15 protein-coding genes are annotated in these 16,000 nt (G+C 65.8%); 6 read left to right on the top strand and 9 right to left on the bottom strand.

Going from position 1 to position 16,000, the window contains the following annotated elements:
• Window positions 1–12: 12 nt before the first annotated feature.
• Window positions 13–1,395 (bottom strand): sodium:solute symporter family protein, encoded by a 1,383-nt coding sequence (locus AC3WQZ_RS26175; protein ID WP_011616852.1) that lies wholly within the window; start codon window positions 1,393–1,395, stop codon window positions 13–15.
• Between the two features lie 12 nt (window positions 1,396–1,407).
• Window positions 1,408–1,614, bottom strand: coding sequence for a DUF3311 domain-containing protein (locus AC3WQZ_RS26170; protein ID WP_010813395.1), 207 nt, complete (start codon window positions 1,612–1,614; stop codon window positions 1,408–1,410).
• A gap of 155 nt (window positions 1,615–1,769) precedes the next feature.
• Between AC3WQZ_RS26170 and AC3WQZ_RS26165 the strand changes: the two genes are divergently transcribed.
• Both AC3WQZ_RS26165 and AC3WQZ_RS26160 read left to right on the top strand, forming a co-directional pair.
• Window positions 1,770–2,705, top strand: coding sequence for a LysR family transcriptional regulator (locus AC3WQZ_RS26165; RefSeq protein ID WP_037023897.1), 936 nt, complete (start codon window positions 1,770–1,772; stop codon window positions 2,703–2,705).
• A gap of 59 nt (window positions 2,706–2,764) precedes the next feature.
• Window positions 2,765–3,802: a LacI family DNA-binding transcriptional regulator gene (locus AC3WQZ_RS26160; protein ID WP_492301511.1), complete on the top strand. Its 1,038-nt coding sequence runs from the start codon at window positions 2,765–2,767 to the stop codon at window positions 3,800–3,802.
• Between the two features lie 4 nt (window positions 3,803–3,806).
• Here the strand turns inward: AC3WQZ_RS26160 and AC3WQZ_RS26155 are convergent, their stop codons facing one another.
• The 3 genes from AC3WQZ_RS26155 to AC3WQZ_RS26145 are packed head-to-tail and all read right to left on the bottom strand — an operon-like array spanning window position 3,807 to window position 7,334.
• A complete protein-coding gene (locus AC3WQZ_RS26155) occupies window positions 3,807–4,514 on the bottom strand; it encodes a sulfite exporter TauE/SafE family protein (RefSeq protein WP_010813392.1) in 708 nt (235 codons plus the stop codon).
• Between the two features lie 2 nt (window positions 4,515–4,516).
• Window positions 4,517–5,965, bottom strand: coding sequence for an amidohydrolase family protein (locus tag AC3WQZ_RS26150; protein WP_439669813.1), 1,449 nt, complete (start codon window positions 5,963–5,965; stop codon window positions 4,517–4,519).
• Window positions 5,966–5,984: 19 nt separating this feature from the next.
• On the bottom strand, window positions 5,985–7,334 hold the full coding sequence (locus tag AC3WQZ_RS26145; RefSeq protein ID WP_010813390.1) for a uracil-xanthine permease family protein: 1,350 nt from the start codon (window positions 7,332–7,334) through the stop codon (window positions 5,985–5,987).
• 301 nt (window positions 7,335–7,635) lie between these two features.
• Here AC3WQZ_RS26145 and sorA point away from each other — a divergent pair, with 301 nt between their 5' ends.
• From sorA to AC3WQZ_RS26125, 4 genes are all read left to right on the top strand, one after another.
• Window positions 7,636–8,898, top strand: coding sequence for a SorA family sulfite dehydrogenase catalytic subunit (gene sorA / locus AC3WQZ_RS26140; RefSeq protein WP_010813389.1), 1,263 nt, complete (start codon window positions 7,636–7,638; stop codon window positions 8,896–8,898).
• A gap of 10 nt (window positions 8,899–8,908) precedes the next feature.
• A complete protein-coding gene (gene sorB, locus AC3WQZ_RS26135) occupies window positions 8,909–9,571 on the top strand; it encodes a SorB family sulfite dehydrogenase c-type cytochrome subunit (RefSeq protein ID WP_010813388.1) in 663 nt (220 codons plus the stop codon).
• Between the two features lie 100 nt (window positions 9,572–9,671).
• The gene (locus AC3WQZ_RS26130) at window positions 9,672–10,058 is read left to right on the top strand and encodes an ArsR/SmtB family transcription factor (RefSeq protein ID WP_051398556.1); all 387 of its coding nucleotides are present in this window, start codon (window positions 9,672–9,674) and stop codon (window positions 10,056–10,058) included.
• Window positions 10,048–10,533, top strand: coding sequence for an SRPBCC family protein (locus AC3WQZ_RS26125; protein WP_010813386.1), 486 nt, complete (start codon window positions 10,048–10,050; stop codon window positions 10,531–10,533). The genes AC3WQZ_RS26130 and AC3WQZ_RS26125 overlap by 11 nt, the downstream gene beginning before the upstream one ends.
• A gap of 162 nt (window positions 10,534–10,695) precedes the next feature.
• Here the strand turns inward: AC3WQZ_RS26125 and AC3WQZ_RS26120 are convergent, their stop codons facing one another.
• The 4 genes from AC3WQZ_RS26120 to AC3WQZ_RS26105 form a co-directional block, all read right to left on the bottom strand.
• Complete coding sequence (locus AC3WQZ_RS26120) at window positions 10,696–11,154, bottom strand: hypothetical protein (RefSeq protein ID WP_492301509.1); 459 nt, start codon at window positions 11,152–11,154, stop codon at window positions 10,696–10,698.
• Window positions 11,155–11,365: 211 nt separating this feature from the next.
• Window positions 11,366–12,481, bottom strand: a complete 1,116-nt coding sequence (locus AC3WQZ_RS26115; RefSeq protein ID WP_492301507.1) for a DUF6708 domain-containing protein — start codon at window positions 12,479–12,481, stop codon at window positions 11,366–11,368.
• A 9-nt stretch (window positions 12,482–12,490) separates the two neighbouring features.
• Window positions 12,491–15,097, bottom strand: a complete 2,607-nt coding sequence (locus AC3WQZ_RS26110) for a T6SS effector BTH_I2691 family protein (RefSeq protein WP_492293899.1) — start codon at window positions 15,095–15,097, stop codon at window positions 12,491–12,493.
• Complete coding sequence (locus AC3WQZ_RS26105) at window positions 15,084–15,998, bottom strand: DUF4123 domain-containing protein (RefSeq protein ID WP_058698734.1); 915 nt, start codon at window positions 15,996–15,998, stop codon at window positions 15,084–15,086. Before AC3WQZ_RS26105 ends, AC3WQZ_RS26110 begins: the two co-directional genes overlap by 14 nt.
• Between the last annotated feature and the right edge of the window lie 2 nt (window positions 15,999–16,000).

Here is a 16,000-nt window from a genome sequence, read left to right as displayed (position 1 = left end):
GATTCCGGTCATTCACGCCGCCTGCACGCGGGCCAGTCGGGGCGTGTAGTTCACCAGCGCGGTCACCAGCAGGTTGACGCCCAGGCTGACCAGCCCGAGGTTGATGCCGCCGAAGTCGACCTGCTGCACATACAGCGCGATCGCCAGTGCCTGGCCGGTGACGATGCCGAGCGCAATCGCCAGCGGACGCACCTTCAGCGAGAACAGGATCACCAGCACGCCAGGGAAGAACTGCGTCACGCCGTAGTAGGTGGTATTGATCAGCGTCAGCATCAGGTTCGGCGTGGCCAGTGTCATGGCGATCGACAGCACCAGGTAGATCACGATCACCACCTTGGCGCCCTGCTTCTGGCGCGCCTCGGGCATGCCCGGCAGCAGGTTGCGCGTGACGATGGGGCCGATCGCCAGGCAGATGCCGGCCAGCACCAGCAGTCCCGACAGCGCCGCGCCGGCGGTCACCAGTCCGAGCAGCCAGTCCGGCAACAGCCGCACCGCGGCCGCGAAGAAGGCCTCGTTGGGGGAGGCGAGCTGCAGGTTCTGGCTGATCGCGTAGTACGACGCCAGCACCAGGAACGGATACATCAGCATGTACAGCGGCATCGCCACCTGCGTGCGCCGGATGGTGTTGGCGCTCTTGGCCGTGAAGAAGTTCTGCACCGCGAACGGCATCACGTAAAAGCCCAGCGCCTGGAACAGCATGGTGCTCATCGAGAAGCGCAGCTGGGTGTCATTCATCTGGTTGCTGACCTGCATGCTGGCGGCATGGAACACTTCGCCCACGCCCGCCTTCCAGCCAACCGCAACGCCGGTGACGACGATCGCCACCACCATCAGGATGTCCTTGAGGATGGCGATATAGGCCGATGCGCGCACGCCGGAGATGGCAATGTAGGTAAAGGCCAGCGCCGCCGAGATCATCACCAGGTACACCGGCTCGAACTCCCAGCCCAGCCCCTTGAGCGCCGCCACCAGCCCGGTGAACTGCAGCTGGCCCCAGGGCAGCAGGAACAGGATCGCCGAGCCCGCCACGATCAGCTCCAGCGCACGGCTGCCATAGTGGCCCTTGAACAGGTCTGGCAGCGTGATCGCGTTATAGCGCGCGCCCGCCTGCCAGATCTTGGGCCCGAGGAAATAGCCGAGCGGATACGCCAGCAGGATGTAGCCGAGGAACCAGACCCCGTAGGTCGGTCCCTTGGCGTAGATGCCACCGGGAAAGCCCACCATCGTGCCGATGCTGTAGATCTCGCCCGCCGCGAGGAAGAACACCAGGTAGGCGCCGAACTGCCGCGACGCCACGAAGAAGTCATGCACGCTCTGCGCGCCGTGGCCTTTCTTCGAGCGGATGGCGAGGTAGAGCGAGAAGACAATGAAGCCGACGAATACCGCTGTGGTCATGGTGGTCTCCCTTCAGGCTTCATGCGCCGCGTCGGCGGCGTGGCGGTCGAACAGCAGCCAGCACGCCAGCATGCAGCCGGAGGTCAGCACGAACCAGGCAAAGATCCAGGCGTAGATGAAGGGCACGCCGAGCACGAAGCGCTCGACAGCCGCCACCCAGGGCAGCATTCCGATGACGCCGATAAACGGCAGGCCTAGGCCGATAAACAGCTTGAGCATGATGTCTCTCCGATTTCCGATGGACGGTGGATGGCGGACGCCGTGTGTGCTGTCACCGGCCCGCTCTTGTGTTCCGGTCATCATAGGGAGCGCGGGGGTATGATTCAAATGCAAATGTTGAACCGCTCCCATAACCAACGCGCATGGTTTTCCGCATGGACACACAGAAACTTCTGCATCTGCTCGCCGTGGTCGAGCACGGCACGTTCTCCGAAGCGGCCCGTGCCGTGCACCTGACCCAGCCGGCGCTGAGCCGCAGCATCCGCGCGCTGGAAGACGAACTCAAGGCGCCGCTCTTTGACCGCGGCGCGCGGCGCGCGCGCCTGACGGTGTTCGGCGAGCTGGTGGCCGAACGCGCGCGCCGCATGCGGCTGGAAGAACGCCAGTTGCGGCGCGACCTGGACCTGGTGCGCGGCGCCGAGGAGGGCTCGCTGACGATCGGGGTGGCGCCCGCGCCGGCGGCGCTGCTGCTGACGCCGTTCCTGATCCACATGGCGCAGGCCCACGCGCGCGTCAAGGTGCGCACCGAGAGCGGCGCCACCAGCGCCCTGCTGGAGGCCCTGCGCAACGAGACCATCGACGCCATCGTCGGCGATGCCTATGTGCTGCGTGCGGCCGACGACATTGACGTGGAGCCACTGGGTGAATTGCCCGCAGGTCTTGTATGCCGCGCCGGGCATCCGATCCTGCGCAAGCGCCGCATCGATATCGAGACCATCCGCGCCTACCCGGTGGCAACCACCACGCTCAGCACCGTCATCAGCCGGCAACTGGCGGAGCTATGGGGGCCGGGCGCCGCGCCGGACAAGCTCTTCACCCTGCATTGCGACAACCTCGACATGCTGCGCAGCGTGACGCTGGCCAGCGATACGCTGTTGTTCGGCGTACTCTCGATCACGCGGCAGGAGCGCGCCGCGGGGCTGATGGCCGAAGTGCCGATGCCGCCCGATCCGCGCCGCTGCGGCCGCTATGGCATTGCACGCATGGCGGCGCGCTCGCTGTCGCCGGCGCTGGAGGTGCTCTATCGGTTCACGCGCGAACACTGGAAAGCGCTGTCGTCCGAAGCTGGCGGTGCCAACGCGCGCCGCTGAGCCTGCCCCTTGCCGCGCGCTGTTGTATGCTCCGCCCTGAACCATCGCCCGTGTCCCGCATGACCGAATCCACGCCAGACCGCCCTCGCCGCATCACCATCCATGACGTCGCCCGCGCCGCCGGCGTGTCGCTGACCACGGTGTCGCACGCGCTGAACGACCGTGGCGTGCTGGACCCGGCCACGCGTGCGCGCGTCAAGCGCGTTGCCGCCGAGCTGGGCTACCGTCCCAGCGTGCGCGCGCAGCGGCTGCAGTCGGGCCGCGCCAACTGCATCGCGCTGTTGTCGTCGATGCCATTCGCGGTGGCGGGCGGCACATCGCGGCTCGGCTTCATGATGGAAGTGGCGGCGATTGCCGCCGAGGCGGCAATGGGGCGCGGCCTGGGCGTGGTGCTGGTGCCACCGCTGGAAGGCGCGGGGGGCCTGCTCGATACATTGGATATCGACGGCGCGATCGTGATCGAGCCGATTGCGGGCGACCCGCATATCGCGCGGCTGCGCGAGCGCGGCGTCAGCATCGTGTCGATCGGACGCGAGCCGCTGACCGACACGCCGGTGCCTTGCGTCGACCTGCAATCGGCCGACACCGCCCGGCTGCTGCTGGAGCACTTGCACGGGCACGGGCGCCGGCATATCGGCCTGATGATCGGCGCGGCGCCGCGGCAGTCGTATGTGGAAACCGAACGCGCTTACCGCGAGTTCACGCAGGCAATGGGCCTGCCCTGCCATATCGTCAAGGCAGCCGAGGAACACGGCGAAGCCGCGGGCGCCGACGCCTGCGCGCAATTGCTGGCGCAGATGCCGGCGCTCGATGCGCTGTGCGCGCCGGTGGATGCGTTTGCGGTGGGCGCCATGGCCCACCTGCAAGCGCTGGGCAAGCACGTGCCCGACGATGTGCTGGTGGTGACGCGCTATGACGGCATCCGCGCCCGCAGCGCGCAGCCGCCGATCACCGCGGTCAACCTGCACCTGGAGCGCGTGGCATCGCTGGCCGTGGAGCTGCTGTTCGCACATCTGTCCGGCGACCGCAGCCGCGACGTGATCACCGGGCCCGCGCCCGAACTGGTGGTGCGGGCATCGTCCACGCCAGGCGTCTAGGACACTAACCGCGCAGCAGCACCACCGCACCGGAAACCAGCGCAAACACCAGCACGCCGATGCGCAGCATGCGCTGGTTGATGCGCTTGTGCACCAGGTGGCTGGCCACCATGCCGACCATCAGCACCGGCAGCAGCCCGATGGCATAGAGCACCTGCTCCATGCCGAGCCGGTCGCTCAGCGCCAGCACCACCAGCGAGATCGCTTCACCGACCAGGAAGCACAGCGCCACGGTGGCGCGCAGCGTCGCGACCGGCGCATGCTGGTAGGCCAGCGCCAGCGGCGGGCCGCCGACACCGGTTGCGGTCTCGGTCACGCCGGTGATCAGGCCGGTCGAGGCAAAGGTCAGCCGCCCCGGCGTAAAGGCCGGCGCCAGCAATGACACCACCGCTGCGGCAATGGTGCTGCCGCCGACCAGCGCGTTGAGCCATGCCATCGGCATCGCCACCAGCACCCACAGCCCGCCGAAGGTGCCGGCCAGCCGCCCGGCGCTGATCCAGCCGGCCCCGCGCATATCGATGGCATGGCGTTCGCGCCAGGCCACATAGGCGTTGAGCGGCAGCATCGCCAGCAGCAGCGCGCCGGGCAGCATTGCCGGCGCGGCCAGCGCCAGCACCGGCACCACGATCAGCGCGAAGCCCATGCCGGTCGCACCCTGGACCAGCGCGCCGGTAAAGACCGCCACGCCGACGCTGAACAACGTCATGTCCATGGTCAGGATGCCTCCGTGCCGGCATGGCGGACTCGGTGCACGTCCGCGGCTTCATGCAGCTTGCGGATCGGGGCGTTGGCGACGGTGTCCTCGGCCATGGCGTGGATCGCCCGCATCAGCGCGCGTGCGTCCCAGTCCGTGGGCCAGCCCTGCCACAGGCGCAGGCTGCCATCGACAAAGACCGCGCGGATCTGGTCGCGGTTGGCCAGGCGCACCAGTTCCCAGGTCAGGTCCCAGGACGGCGTCAGCTCAGGCACGTCCAGGTCGACCAGCAGGAAGTCGGCGCGCTTGCCTGCGGCGATCTCGCCGGTGAGCGCACCGAGACCCGCCACATCGGCCGCATCGTGCGTGGCCATGTCGACCCAGCGCCAGCCCGCGCCGCAGGAGGAATCGCCCACGCCGATGCCGAAGGCGAAGCGCTGGGCGGCCTCGGCATAGTCCAGCAGGCGGAAGCCGTCGCTGCGGGTGCCATCGGTGCCCAGGCCCAGGCGCACGCCGAAGGTAGCCATGGTCTCGGCCGGTGCCACGGCGTTGCCCTTCCAGGCGCTGGCCACGGGGTTGTAAGCCACCGCGCTGCCGGTGTCGGCCAGCAAGCGGATCTCTTGCGGCGTCACCAGCGTGGCATGCGCCAGCAGTGCCGCCGGACCCAGTGCGCCGACTGCGGCGAGATGTTCGATCGGACGGCGCCCGCAGGCGTTGAGCGAGCGCTCCACCGCCACCAGGTGCTCGTTGGCATGGGTCTGGAAGATGCGGCCGGACTCGGCGCACAACTGGTAGACGTGGTGCAGCATCGCGTCGGAGGCCACCTCGGGAATCGAGATCGCCAGCGACGGGGCCACCAGCGGATCGCTGGCGTACTTGTCCAGGTGGGCGGCGGCGCGGCGCAGGATCGGCGCGGCGTCGAGCGTTTCGGCGCCGGGCTTGTCGTTGCAGATCAGGCCCAGCACGCAGCGCACGCCGGCATCGGCGACCGCGCGCGCGACCGCATCCAGCCCGGCGTCGCTGCGCGTGCCGGCATCGACCACGGTGGTGAAGCCGCCGCGCAGCGCTTCCAGCGCCGCCAGCTTGGACGACAGGTACAGGTGCTCCGCCTTCAGGCTGCCTTCCAGCGGCACCCACACGCGCCGGAAGATCTCCGATGGTTCGCCGAACACCAGCGACTTGCCGAACGACTGCGTCAGGTGGTGGTGCGTGTCGATCATGCCGGGCATCAGCAGCATGCGCGGCAGCGGCAGGGTTTCCAGCTCGGGGAAGCGCGCGGCGACTTCCGCGGCCGTGCCCACTGCCGTGAAGCGGCCGCCCTCCACCACCACCGCGTGGCCGCGTACCGCGCCCTGGCGCAGCAAGGTCCATTCCGGCAGCAGGATGCGCGGCTGCCTGAAGCTGTCCGGCACCAGGGCCGGGTTGGTATCGCCGGGCCAGGCCGGCGTCGAGTCAGAACGATCAGTCATTGCAATTCAGGAAGCCGGGTCAATGCGTGGCGGCGGCATCGTCGCGGGCAACCGCGCCCGCTGCCGCGGCTCGCAGGCCCGTATGGAAAAACAGGAAGTTGAGCAGCGCCGCGGTAATGGCACCCATGGCCACGCCATTGCCCACCAGGATGCGCACATTGGCCGGCAGGCCGCCATAGATGCCGGGCACCAGGATCGGCAGCAGGCCCACGGCCAGCGCCACGGCCACCACGTACATATTGGCGTGGTCGCGCAGGTCCACCTTGCGCAGCATGTCGATGCCCATGGTGCCGACGATGCAGAACACCACCAGCCCGGTGCCGCCGACCACGGCCTCGGGAATCGCGCTGATCAGCGACGACACCGGCACCAGCAGCCCGAACACCACCAGGATCGCGCCCGACATCGCCGTGACGAAGCGCGAGCGCACGCCGGTGGCACGCACGATGCCGATGTTCTCGCCGCTGGTGATGATCAGCGAGGTGCCGAACATCCCGCCCAGCAGCGAAGTCAGCGCATCGGCGCGGATGGTGCGCGGCACGTCGCGCTGCTGGTCAACCGGCCGGCCCACGGCATCGCTGATCGCCAGCGTCTGGCCGGTGGCCTCCACCATCGAGATCACGGCGAACACCATCAGCGGGATTGCCGCCACCACATCGAAATGCGGCCACCCGAACGGGAACGGCGTGGGCAACGCGAACACGGGCGACATCGACACATGGCCAGGCTGGAACGCGCCGGCCAGCCCGGCCACCAGCGCACCGCCCAGCAGCCCCAGCAGGATCGCCAGCTGCGCCAGCATGCCCGACAGCAGGCGCGATGCCGCCACGGTGCAGGCAATGGTGGCGAACGCCAGCAGCAGGTTGAGCGGGTCCACCGTGCTGCCCGCGGCCGGGTGGCCGGCAACCAGCTTGCCGGATACCTGCGCCAGGTTGATCGCCACCAGCAGCAGCATCGTCCCCACCACCACCGGCGGGAAATAGCGCAGACAGCGCCGGAACACCGGCAGCACGCAGAAGTAGAACACGCCGGTCAGGATCACCGCGCCGGCAGCGGTCTGCACGTCGGTCTGCTGCGCGATCAGGATAAACAGCACGATCGGGGCGCCGCCGGGCAGCATCACGAACGGCAGCCGGGCACCGATGCCGCGCTTGCCCAGCGACTGCAACAGCGTGCCGAGGCCGCAGATCACAAAGGTGGCGCTCAGCAGCTGCACCGCCAGCGCGGGCGGGAAGTTCAGCGCCTTGCTCATCAGGAAGACGGACGCGATCGGCGACGCGGCCATGACCAGTACGTGTTGAAGCCCGAAGACAAACAGGCGCCGCCATGGCAGCCGTTCATCCACCGGCGCGGGGGCGGGGTGGGACATGCTTTGCTCCTCGTTTGGTGTGTGAGCGTTTGTGCCGGTGGCTCGCAAGCCACTTGCTGCGTCTGTGCGCAATTCGCCTCGGATATTATCGATTTCCGCCAACAAAAACGTTTTGGTAAGTGTAGGGAAATGGAATTCGCGATGCAAGCGGTTTCTCGGCGGAACGCCCGTGGTCTTCCCCTATATCGATTCAATCGATAAGTGCTAGCAGCAAAACACGTTTCACAAGTTGATGCCGCGGCCTCAAAGTACCCGCCATAGCGCCTTGCGAGACACAACAAGCCCCTGAAGGAGACGCCCCATGCGAGACAAGAACAGTCCGGCGGAATCTGCCGACCCCGCCCAGCCGCTGCCGGCCCGGCGCCGCATCGTCCAGGGCGCGGGCCTGCTCGCCCTCGGCGCCACCCCGCTCGGCGCACTGGCCGCGCGCATCAGCGACGGCGTCACGCTGGCCGACGGCCCCCGCCCGCTGGTGCGCTATCCGGGCAAGCGCCCGCTGGTGCGCGTCAGCACCCGGCCGCCACACCTTGAGACGCCCTTCTCTGCGTTCAACGAGGGGCCGATCACCGCCAACGACGCCTTCTTCGTGCGCTACCACCTGGCCAACATTCCGCTGTCTGTAGACCTTGCCACCTTCCGCCTGACGGTCGGCGGCCACGTCAACAAGCCGCTGAAGCTGTCGCTCGATGAACTGAAGCGGCTGGCCGATCCGGTGGACATCGTCGCCGTGAACCAGTGTTCAGGCAACAGCCGCGGCTTCTCCGAGCCGCGCGTGTTCGGTGCCCAACTTGCCAACGGCGCAATGGGCAATGCGCGCTGGACCGGCGTGCCGCTGCGCAAGGTGCTGGAGCACGCAGGCGTCAAGGCCGGCGCCAAGGTGGTCACGTTCAACGGGATGGATACGCCGGTGTTGCCGAGCACGCCGGACTTCCGCAAGTCGCTCGATATCGCCCATGCCATGAACGGCGAGCCGATGCTGGCCTGGGGCATGAACGGCGAAGACCTGCCGCTGCTCAACGGCTACCCCGTCAAGCTGGTGGTGCCGGGCTACTTCGGCACCTACTGGATCAAACACCTGTCCGAGATCGAGGTGCTGGACCACCCGTTCGAAGGCCATGATGCGTTCTTCATGACCAAGGGCTATCGCGTACCGGATAACGACTGCCAATGCGTGGCGCCGGGCACCCCCGCCAGCAAGACGCGACCGATCTCGACGCTGGCGGTACGCAGCTTCATCACCAGCGTGGGCGCCGGCGGCGTGCTGCCCGCCGGGCGCACGGTGGAGCTGAAAGGCATTGCCTTCGATGGCGGCTCTGGCATCCGCGGCGTCGAGGTCTCGGTGGACGGCGGGCAGAGCTGGCAGGCCGCGACGCTGGGCCAGGACCTGGGGCGCTTCTCGTTCCGCGCCTGGCAACTGCCGGTGAAGTTCGCGCGCAAGGGCCCGGCGGTGCTGATGGTGCGCGCCACCAGCGTCCAGGGCGAGGTGCAGCCCGCCAAGGCCAACTGGAACCCGGCCGGCTATCGCCGCAACGTCATTGAATCCACGCCGGTCACCATCGCCTGAGGAGCGCACCATGCATCGATCCATCACCCCAGTGCTGCTCGCGCTCGCCCTGCTGGGCGCGGGCAGCGCGTCCGCGGCCCCCCAGGACATCAAGCTGCCGGCGGAGAACGTCAAGCTCAAACCGGCCAAGCTGCCCGGCTACGGCATCGCCATGCAGAAATGCGCGATCTGCCATTCGGCCGACTACGTCTCCTACCAGCCGCCCGGCCTGAGCCTGACGCAGTGGACCGCCGAGATGAAGAAAATGCAGCAGGCCTATGGTGCGCCGATCGACGATGGCGAGGTCGAGCAGCTCGGCGCCTACCTCGCGGTGGCCTACGGCTCCGCCAGGATCAAGGACCCGGAGATCGTGGCGATCGCGCAGAAGGCGGGCAAGCCCGCGCCGGCCACACCCGCGGCCGCCTCGGCGCCTGCCGCCGCCGCGGTGGACGTGCAGGGCCTGCTGGCCAGGAACGCCTGCCTGAGCTGCCACAGCGTGACGCAGAAGGTGGTCGGCCCGGCTTATCACGAAGTCGCCACCCGCTATAAGGGCGATGCGCAGGCACAGGCCAAGCTGGAAGCCAGCATCCGCGGCGGCAGCAGCGGCAAATGGGGATCGGTGCCGATGCCGCCGTTTGCCGGCTTGAAGGCGGATGAGGTCAAGGCGCTGGCGGCGTACGTGCGGCAGCAATAGCCTGCGCCCCGCTTCCCCGATCACAAGACGCCCCGGCTGATGCCGGGGCGTCTTGCATTTCGCGCTTGCAGTTTCCGCTTGCCTCCCTATACTTAGCCCCATGGCTAACCATTGTGCCGAGTTTGCTGACGTGTCCCAGGCTGTCGATATTTCCCCGCTTTCCGACGTGTTCTACGCGCTGGCGGACCCGACCCGCCGCGCCATCGTCAGCGTGCTCGGCCGCGGGCCGGAAACGGTCTCGGCGCTGGCGGCACCGTTCACGATGGCACTGCCCTCGTTCATGAAGCACCTGCAGGTGCTGGAGCGCAGCGGCCTGATCCGCTCGCGCAAGACGGGGCGCGTGCGCACTTGCGAACTGGTACCGCAACCGCTGTCAGACGCGCAGCAATGGCTGGCCGACCAGCGCGCCATGTGGGAGGCCCGTACCGACCGCCTGGCCGCTCTTGTCGAAGCCCTTCATCAGGAGGAACAGTCAGATGCCGAATGAAAACGCCGCCAGCCCTGAAAGCCAGGACCTGGTCATCTCGCGCCTGCTCAAGGCCCCGCGTGCCAAGGTCTGGCGTGCATGGAGCGATCCCAAGCTGCTCAAGGAATGGTGGTGCCCCAAACCCTGGACCACCGAGGTCCTGGCCTTCGACATGCGCCCCGGCGGCGCCTTCCATACCCTCATGAAAGGCCCGGACGGCGGCGTCAGCGACAACCCGGGATGCTTCCTCGAGATCGTGCCGATGGAGAAGATCGTCTCCACCTCGGCCCTGGTGGCCGGGTACCGGCCCAACAAGCCGTGGCTGTCGATGACCGCGGTCATCACCATGGCCGACGAGGGTGACGGCACCCGCTACATTGCGCGCGTGATGCATCCGGACGAGGCCACGCGCAAGCAGCATGAGGAGCTGGGGTTCTATGAAGGCTGGGGCATCTGCATTACGCAGCTGGATGAGTTTGCGCAGCAGTTGAAGTAGGGCTGCGGCAAGTGAATGGCGCCGGCACGGGATACCGTGCCGGCGCGACTTCCTTGATATTTCGCCGGTCTGCATGGTGAGGTGAGGGTCTCAAATTACATGGCCTCAAGGAAAGGCTGAATTGAACAACGTGTCGTCTGGCCGAGACGCTCCGAATCAACGTCAGCCTACCGTGGCGCTGTCGCCGCCTCCATGTGGGTGATTGTTCTCCGGCACATCGTCCATCGTCTGGCAAGGGACAAAATGCCATTGTTCCGCCTCCGGATCGAATACGGCGATCTGGTTCACGACCTGGCCAGCCGAATGCACTACCGTACTTGCGGTTGCCAGCGCGCTGTCTATTGCGTGCTTCATGCGGTCGCCCTTCCAGATCCTGGCTAGCGACTGCAGTGTGTCCTGCCAGGCAAAGAGACCTGCGCCCTCAAAGAGACGGCTGATCGCGCGTCGGCCATCGGTGGTGTATTCAGGCATAAGAATTCCCATCCGCAATGGCGCGCGCACGTCATGCACCAAGACGTTGCGCCGCCACTTGCCGCTTGGGCTGAGCAGGAGCTGTCCGTCGCGGGCGAGAAAGCCGCAGGCAATGTCCAACTCCACGCCGGTCGGGAAGGTTTGCTTCACGCGGGCTGCGGGCAGCCGGTCAAGGGATGGAAACTTGAAGGCTTGATTGGGGGCGCTGCCCCGCATTGAGTCCAACAGCAGGTCGATCGGCGACAGGTAGGCAGTCAGGACCGTCTTGTTCCCGTGAAGCCTTCCATTCCGCGCTTGCCCGGTACCTTGGAAGGTTGCTCTATCAAGATAACGTGAGGCGCTGGTAGCGGCGAAGTGGCGGTCATGTGGTCTGTTCCGTAGTGCTTCGAAGCAGGGCTTCCGCTTCCGCGCGGGTCAGCGCGCCACGCTTGCGTCGCTCCTGCTGCTGGTCGAGCATTCGCGCCAGATCCTCGCGGGAAGGCCTGGCATCCGGGCCGCTCGGCACGCCGATGTAGTCGTCGGCGTACGGGCGCGCGTACGGGTCATTGGGCATGGGCTTGCACGCCGCCTCGATCTCCGGCGGCCACACGGGATCACTGCACGTGACGAGCACGAGCCAGCGGGCGATCGCATCCAGCAGTGCGAACGGTGCAAAGATGACGTCGGTCAAGGTGAAGAACGCTCCGGAGAATTTACCCCCTCTGCAGATCTTGTAGCCTTCCCAGAACGTTTCCCGCGGCGCCCAGAAGCGATATGGCTCGGGCAGCCCAGCCGGCCCGTCCTGCATGTAGCGGCGGTAGTATTCCCACTGCGCGTAGGCTTCTTCCAGGGTGAAGACGAACTGGCCGAGCACGAATGCGCGGACGACGTTGCCACTCGCGTCGAGCTGGTAATGGCGGATGTCGTACATGTCATAGGCGCGTGACAAGCCGCCCATGCGCCGATGGCCCACACAGAAGAATTCGTCATGGTTCCATGGCACTTCCCAGATGCCGCCCGGGTCCTTGGTGCGAATGGCATAGATACGACGGGTCTTCCGGTTCAGGCGGATGGGGCGGCGCTTCAGCGTGAACATGTTGCGACGCATCGGATCGAAGGCAAGCAGACCGAAGAAGCCTGCAGAACTAAAGCCAAGTAATATGCCGACGATCGTACCGAACCAATACCCGTTCTTCGCCATCATTTCCTCAGAGTCTCTGAATGGGCTAGTTGCAAGCAATAATCCGTAAAAGAGAGAAAACGACGCAAATGCTGAACAGATAATCCAAAGCAGACCAACGTTCTGCATCCGAGCCTGCGACTCATCGGTGATCTCCAGGCAGGTCGAATCAATGCGGTAGACATTGCCGCTCTCCAGCACATGCTCGCTGGCAGGCTGGCCGACATGGAGCCGGTGTTCTTGCTCCCACTTGCCCAGCGGTTTGCCCTGTTGGCGGAAGTAGAAAGGCGTGCGTTCATCCTTGGTCGGGAATTTCATCGAAGAGTCCTATTTGACGTCCTTGAGGCCCAGTTGCACGAACTCGAACGACTCGGTCTCCAGGCTGGTGTAGCGTTCGCTGGCGGGTCCCTTGCTGAAACGGCAACGCTTGGCCCACTTGAGCGTCGCCGGGTCGTCTAGTATCAGGATGCCGATGTTCACCGCGAGCAACACGACTAGGAACGGCCAGCTAGGCACGCCAACGAGGAAGGCCAGGAATTCTTCAGTCGCCAGCGGGAGGACGGCTGCTGCGCCTCCGGACATCGCAGAGCCAAAATATAGTATTGAGACTGTCCGGTTTCCCCTCATGCCTTCATCGTAGGCATGGTACGCATCCCATCCCACCCCAACTGCAGCCCCGGCAAAACCAATCCAACGCCCTCTGACAGCCAGCTTCTTGCCCATTTCCAGCCATTCCGCCTTCGGCGGCGAGCGCATGATGCGCCGGACAATTACGTGCGTCGGCGCCTTCTCCAGCACGACGCCAGTCTGCTCGGCAAGGGTCCCGGCCATGGACACCAGGCCGCCGACCAGCTTGATTCCTCTTTCGGGTTCGTCGAACTCGCCCGCTGCGCGGAACGATTGCGTGGCGTGATAGAGTGCCAGTCCCTGCAGGATGCAGGCGACCGCCCCGACATTCACGAAGCGTGAACCCAGGACCGCCTTGACTTGCCGCACCCCAGGCACGTCATTGGCGGTACGCAGTTTGAGGGCGCTCAGTTCCGGAATGCGCTCCAGGTCCTCTGTCTTGAACCACACCAATCTGGCGGTTTGAGCCATGCGCTTGGCCGCGCGTCCGAGTGCCACGGCGTCCTCGCGCCGTCGGGTGCGGTCCAGTTGCTTGTACAACTCCGGATTCACTGTGGAGAGATCGTTCAGCACGACCGCGCGGATTTGCATGACGCTGGCCGTCGGGGCGATCAGGCGCACGCCGCCTAGCAGGCTCATCCCGTACAAGGCGAGCCTGGCCGATGCCGAACTGAAGCTGTTTGCAAGGGTCGGGATGATCTGGTCGGCCAGTATCCAGGTCAGGCGCGGTACCAGGCCCATCTTCGCTAGGGCTTCGGGAAGAGTGAGGCCCTTTGCCATGGAGTCCATCTTGTCGAGACCGCTCTTCAGGATGCCGAAGATGGCGGCATAGCCCTGGTCGGTCGGGTCCGGCACCGTGTCGATGATGGGCTTGTGGTCCAGCAACAGGGCGCGCGCAAGCAGATTGCTGTGGTTCTCCGGATTCGCCTCGTTGAACCAACGCTGGATGACCCGACGGCATTCCACGGTGTCGAGCGCGTTCTCCAGGCAGCGCGTCAGGGATTCGTTGTAGACATAGCCGTGCGGCAGGTCCATCTTGTCATGCCGGTATTGCATGTAGGAAGCAAGCTGAGGACTCATGAGCCACTGTGCGAGCGAGGTCGCAATGGGTGCCAGCACGTCCTCGTTGAGGGCCTTCAGTCTGGGACTCAGGTCCTGGTGGCGCTTGCCTGGCGTGAGTTCGTCTTCGTAGGGTTTCCAGGCGGCGTCACTGGCGGCTTTCTTGCGGGCAAGTCGCGTGGCTTCACGCTCCGCATCTTCGCGCTTCCATCGCTCGGCCGTCGCTTTTCCATTAAACAGAACCGACATGAGTTCGTAAGCCGGAAATCCATCCGGCGTGGTCTTCATGCGCTCAGCCTCGGCCGCCGCGGCCTCCGCCTCTTTCGTGTGCTGCGCCTCGGCGTTGGCCCGGATGTTCTTTTCGAGCGTATCCAGGAACAGATCTGTTGCCTTGTCCCAGATGACGCCGTTGTTTGCCTTAGCGTGCAGCTTGGGATTGGTCAGGATGCCCAGGTCTTCAGTGATTGCGAGCGGATCATTGAACGCCAGCATCATCGCCTTGCCGGGGGACACGATCTCCATCCGATCCGCAAGCATCGAACCGCTTATGGGGCCAATCGGAGCAATCTCGCCCAGGTTAATGGTTCCGGGTGGTGTGGCGCTCAGATGCCGGAATGCTTGTTGCTGCGCTTCGGGCGTCATGGCGAACGATGCCACGCGCTTGTTGATTTCCGTCGCGCGGCCGGCGTGTGGCTGGTTCTGGTTGCCCATCCAGGCGGCCACGTCGAGGCATTGCATATGCGCCCTGCGCACATCGACTTTGTGCTTGTTGTCGTTCAGTTGGGCCTTGGTCCAGGCCACATGCGAATAGGCGTACCAGACACGCGTCGCGTGCGCGGGATCGGGAATGGTGAAATACAGGGATTCAAGGCTGTGGTGCGAACTAACACAGCAACTGAACGCCTCCGGGACTTTGGCTGGGCCAGGATTCTCCGGTATGACCTTCCACAGGTGACCGCCCTTCATGACCACATAGGCATCCCACATTTGCATGGCTTCATGGAAGACGTACAGGAAGCCGGGGCGCATCGTGCGAAGGATGTACTGCACCCCGCTGCCGAGCTGGGCAGGGGCGTTCTCGATCCTGAAATTCCCTGAGAGCGGCGGCGCCCCGTTCTTGTCCTCGGGTCCGACGACGGCGTACCGGACCGGCAGCACGGCCAAGCCGGGCGCATGATGGCAAAAATTGCACGCCTTCACCGGTTTGGATGAACATTCCAGCGTGCTGTCAACCTTATACATGACCATGGTGGCGTTCCGATGAGATTTGCCTGGCGTGCTGCGCCATGATTTTCATGAGTTCCCAGTCGTCGCTGGACAGCGATCCCAGTGCCTGGCGCAGCGTCATTTCGCCTGCGGCCACGGCGGGCCATGCGGCCTGCAGTTTCGGTTGGTCTTCGAACGGCTGCCCAAACGCCGCGACGTGTGTGGCGTAGTGACGGCGATCCGCCGGCAGGGTCAGATGCAGCACTTCGTCGGCGTGCCGCAAGGCGCGGTCCACTGTGCGGGCCTGTGCCAGGGACGGCTTGTTGCGCCCGGCAATGCGTGTCAGGACCTGCGCAATATCGGCGGTTTGCTCGACGGTGGGCCACTGCCTGGCGTCTGGCCACCAGGGTCGCGGCAACGTCGGCGGTGCCTCCGCCAGCGTCGGTCTGGCGAACTGGTACCAATCGCCCGCCCAGGCGAAGCCCCACGACTCGCTCGGGCCAAGGAGCGCATGGAGTTGGACGGGACGCAGCAGCCACGTCATGTGCGCAAATACGCGAGGGTCGTAGAAGCGCCACAGCGCGTGTCCGCCGGCATGGTCGGTACCGGTGAGGCAGGACGCCAGATGGCTGCTGACTTCCTGGACAGGGGCGACGCTCTGCAGCCACGCGCAGATGAGGGGCGGATCTCCACGCGCGGCTTCATCCTGGGCCACGTTCAATAGCATCTGCCGGTCTGCCGGCGACACGGTGGCCAGCTCTACCACGGCGGGCATCAGGTGTGCGTTGTCGCCGATGCCGGCGGGCAAGCACTGATGTAGCGTCAGGGCAGACAGATCCGCGAGGGTGGGATCGTGATTTAGCGGATCGAGCACCAGGTAACCGTCGCCCCAGGCCTGCGGCCAGGGCAGTTGGGTCAATGGGTTGCCGATGGGTGCGGCCATGT

It is taken from the genome of Cupriavidus sp. FW305-26, assembly GCF_058787975.1.
This window is presented reverse-complemented; position numbering and strand designations above follow the sequence as displayed.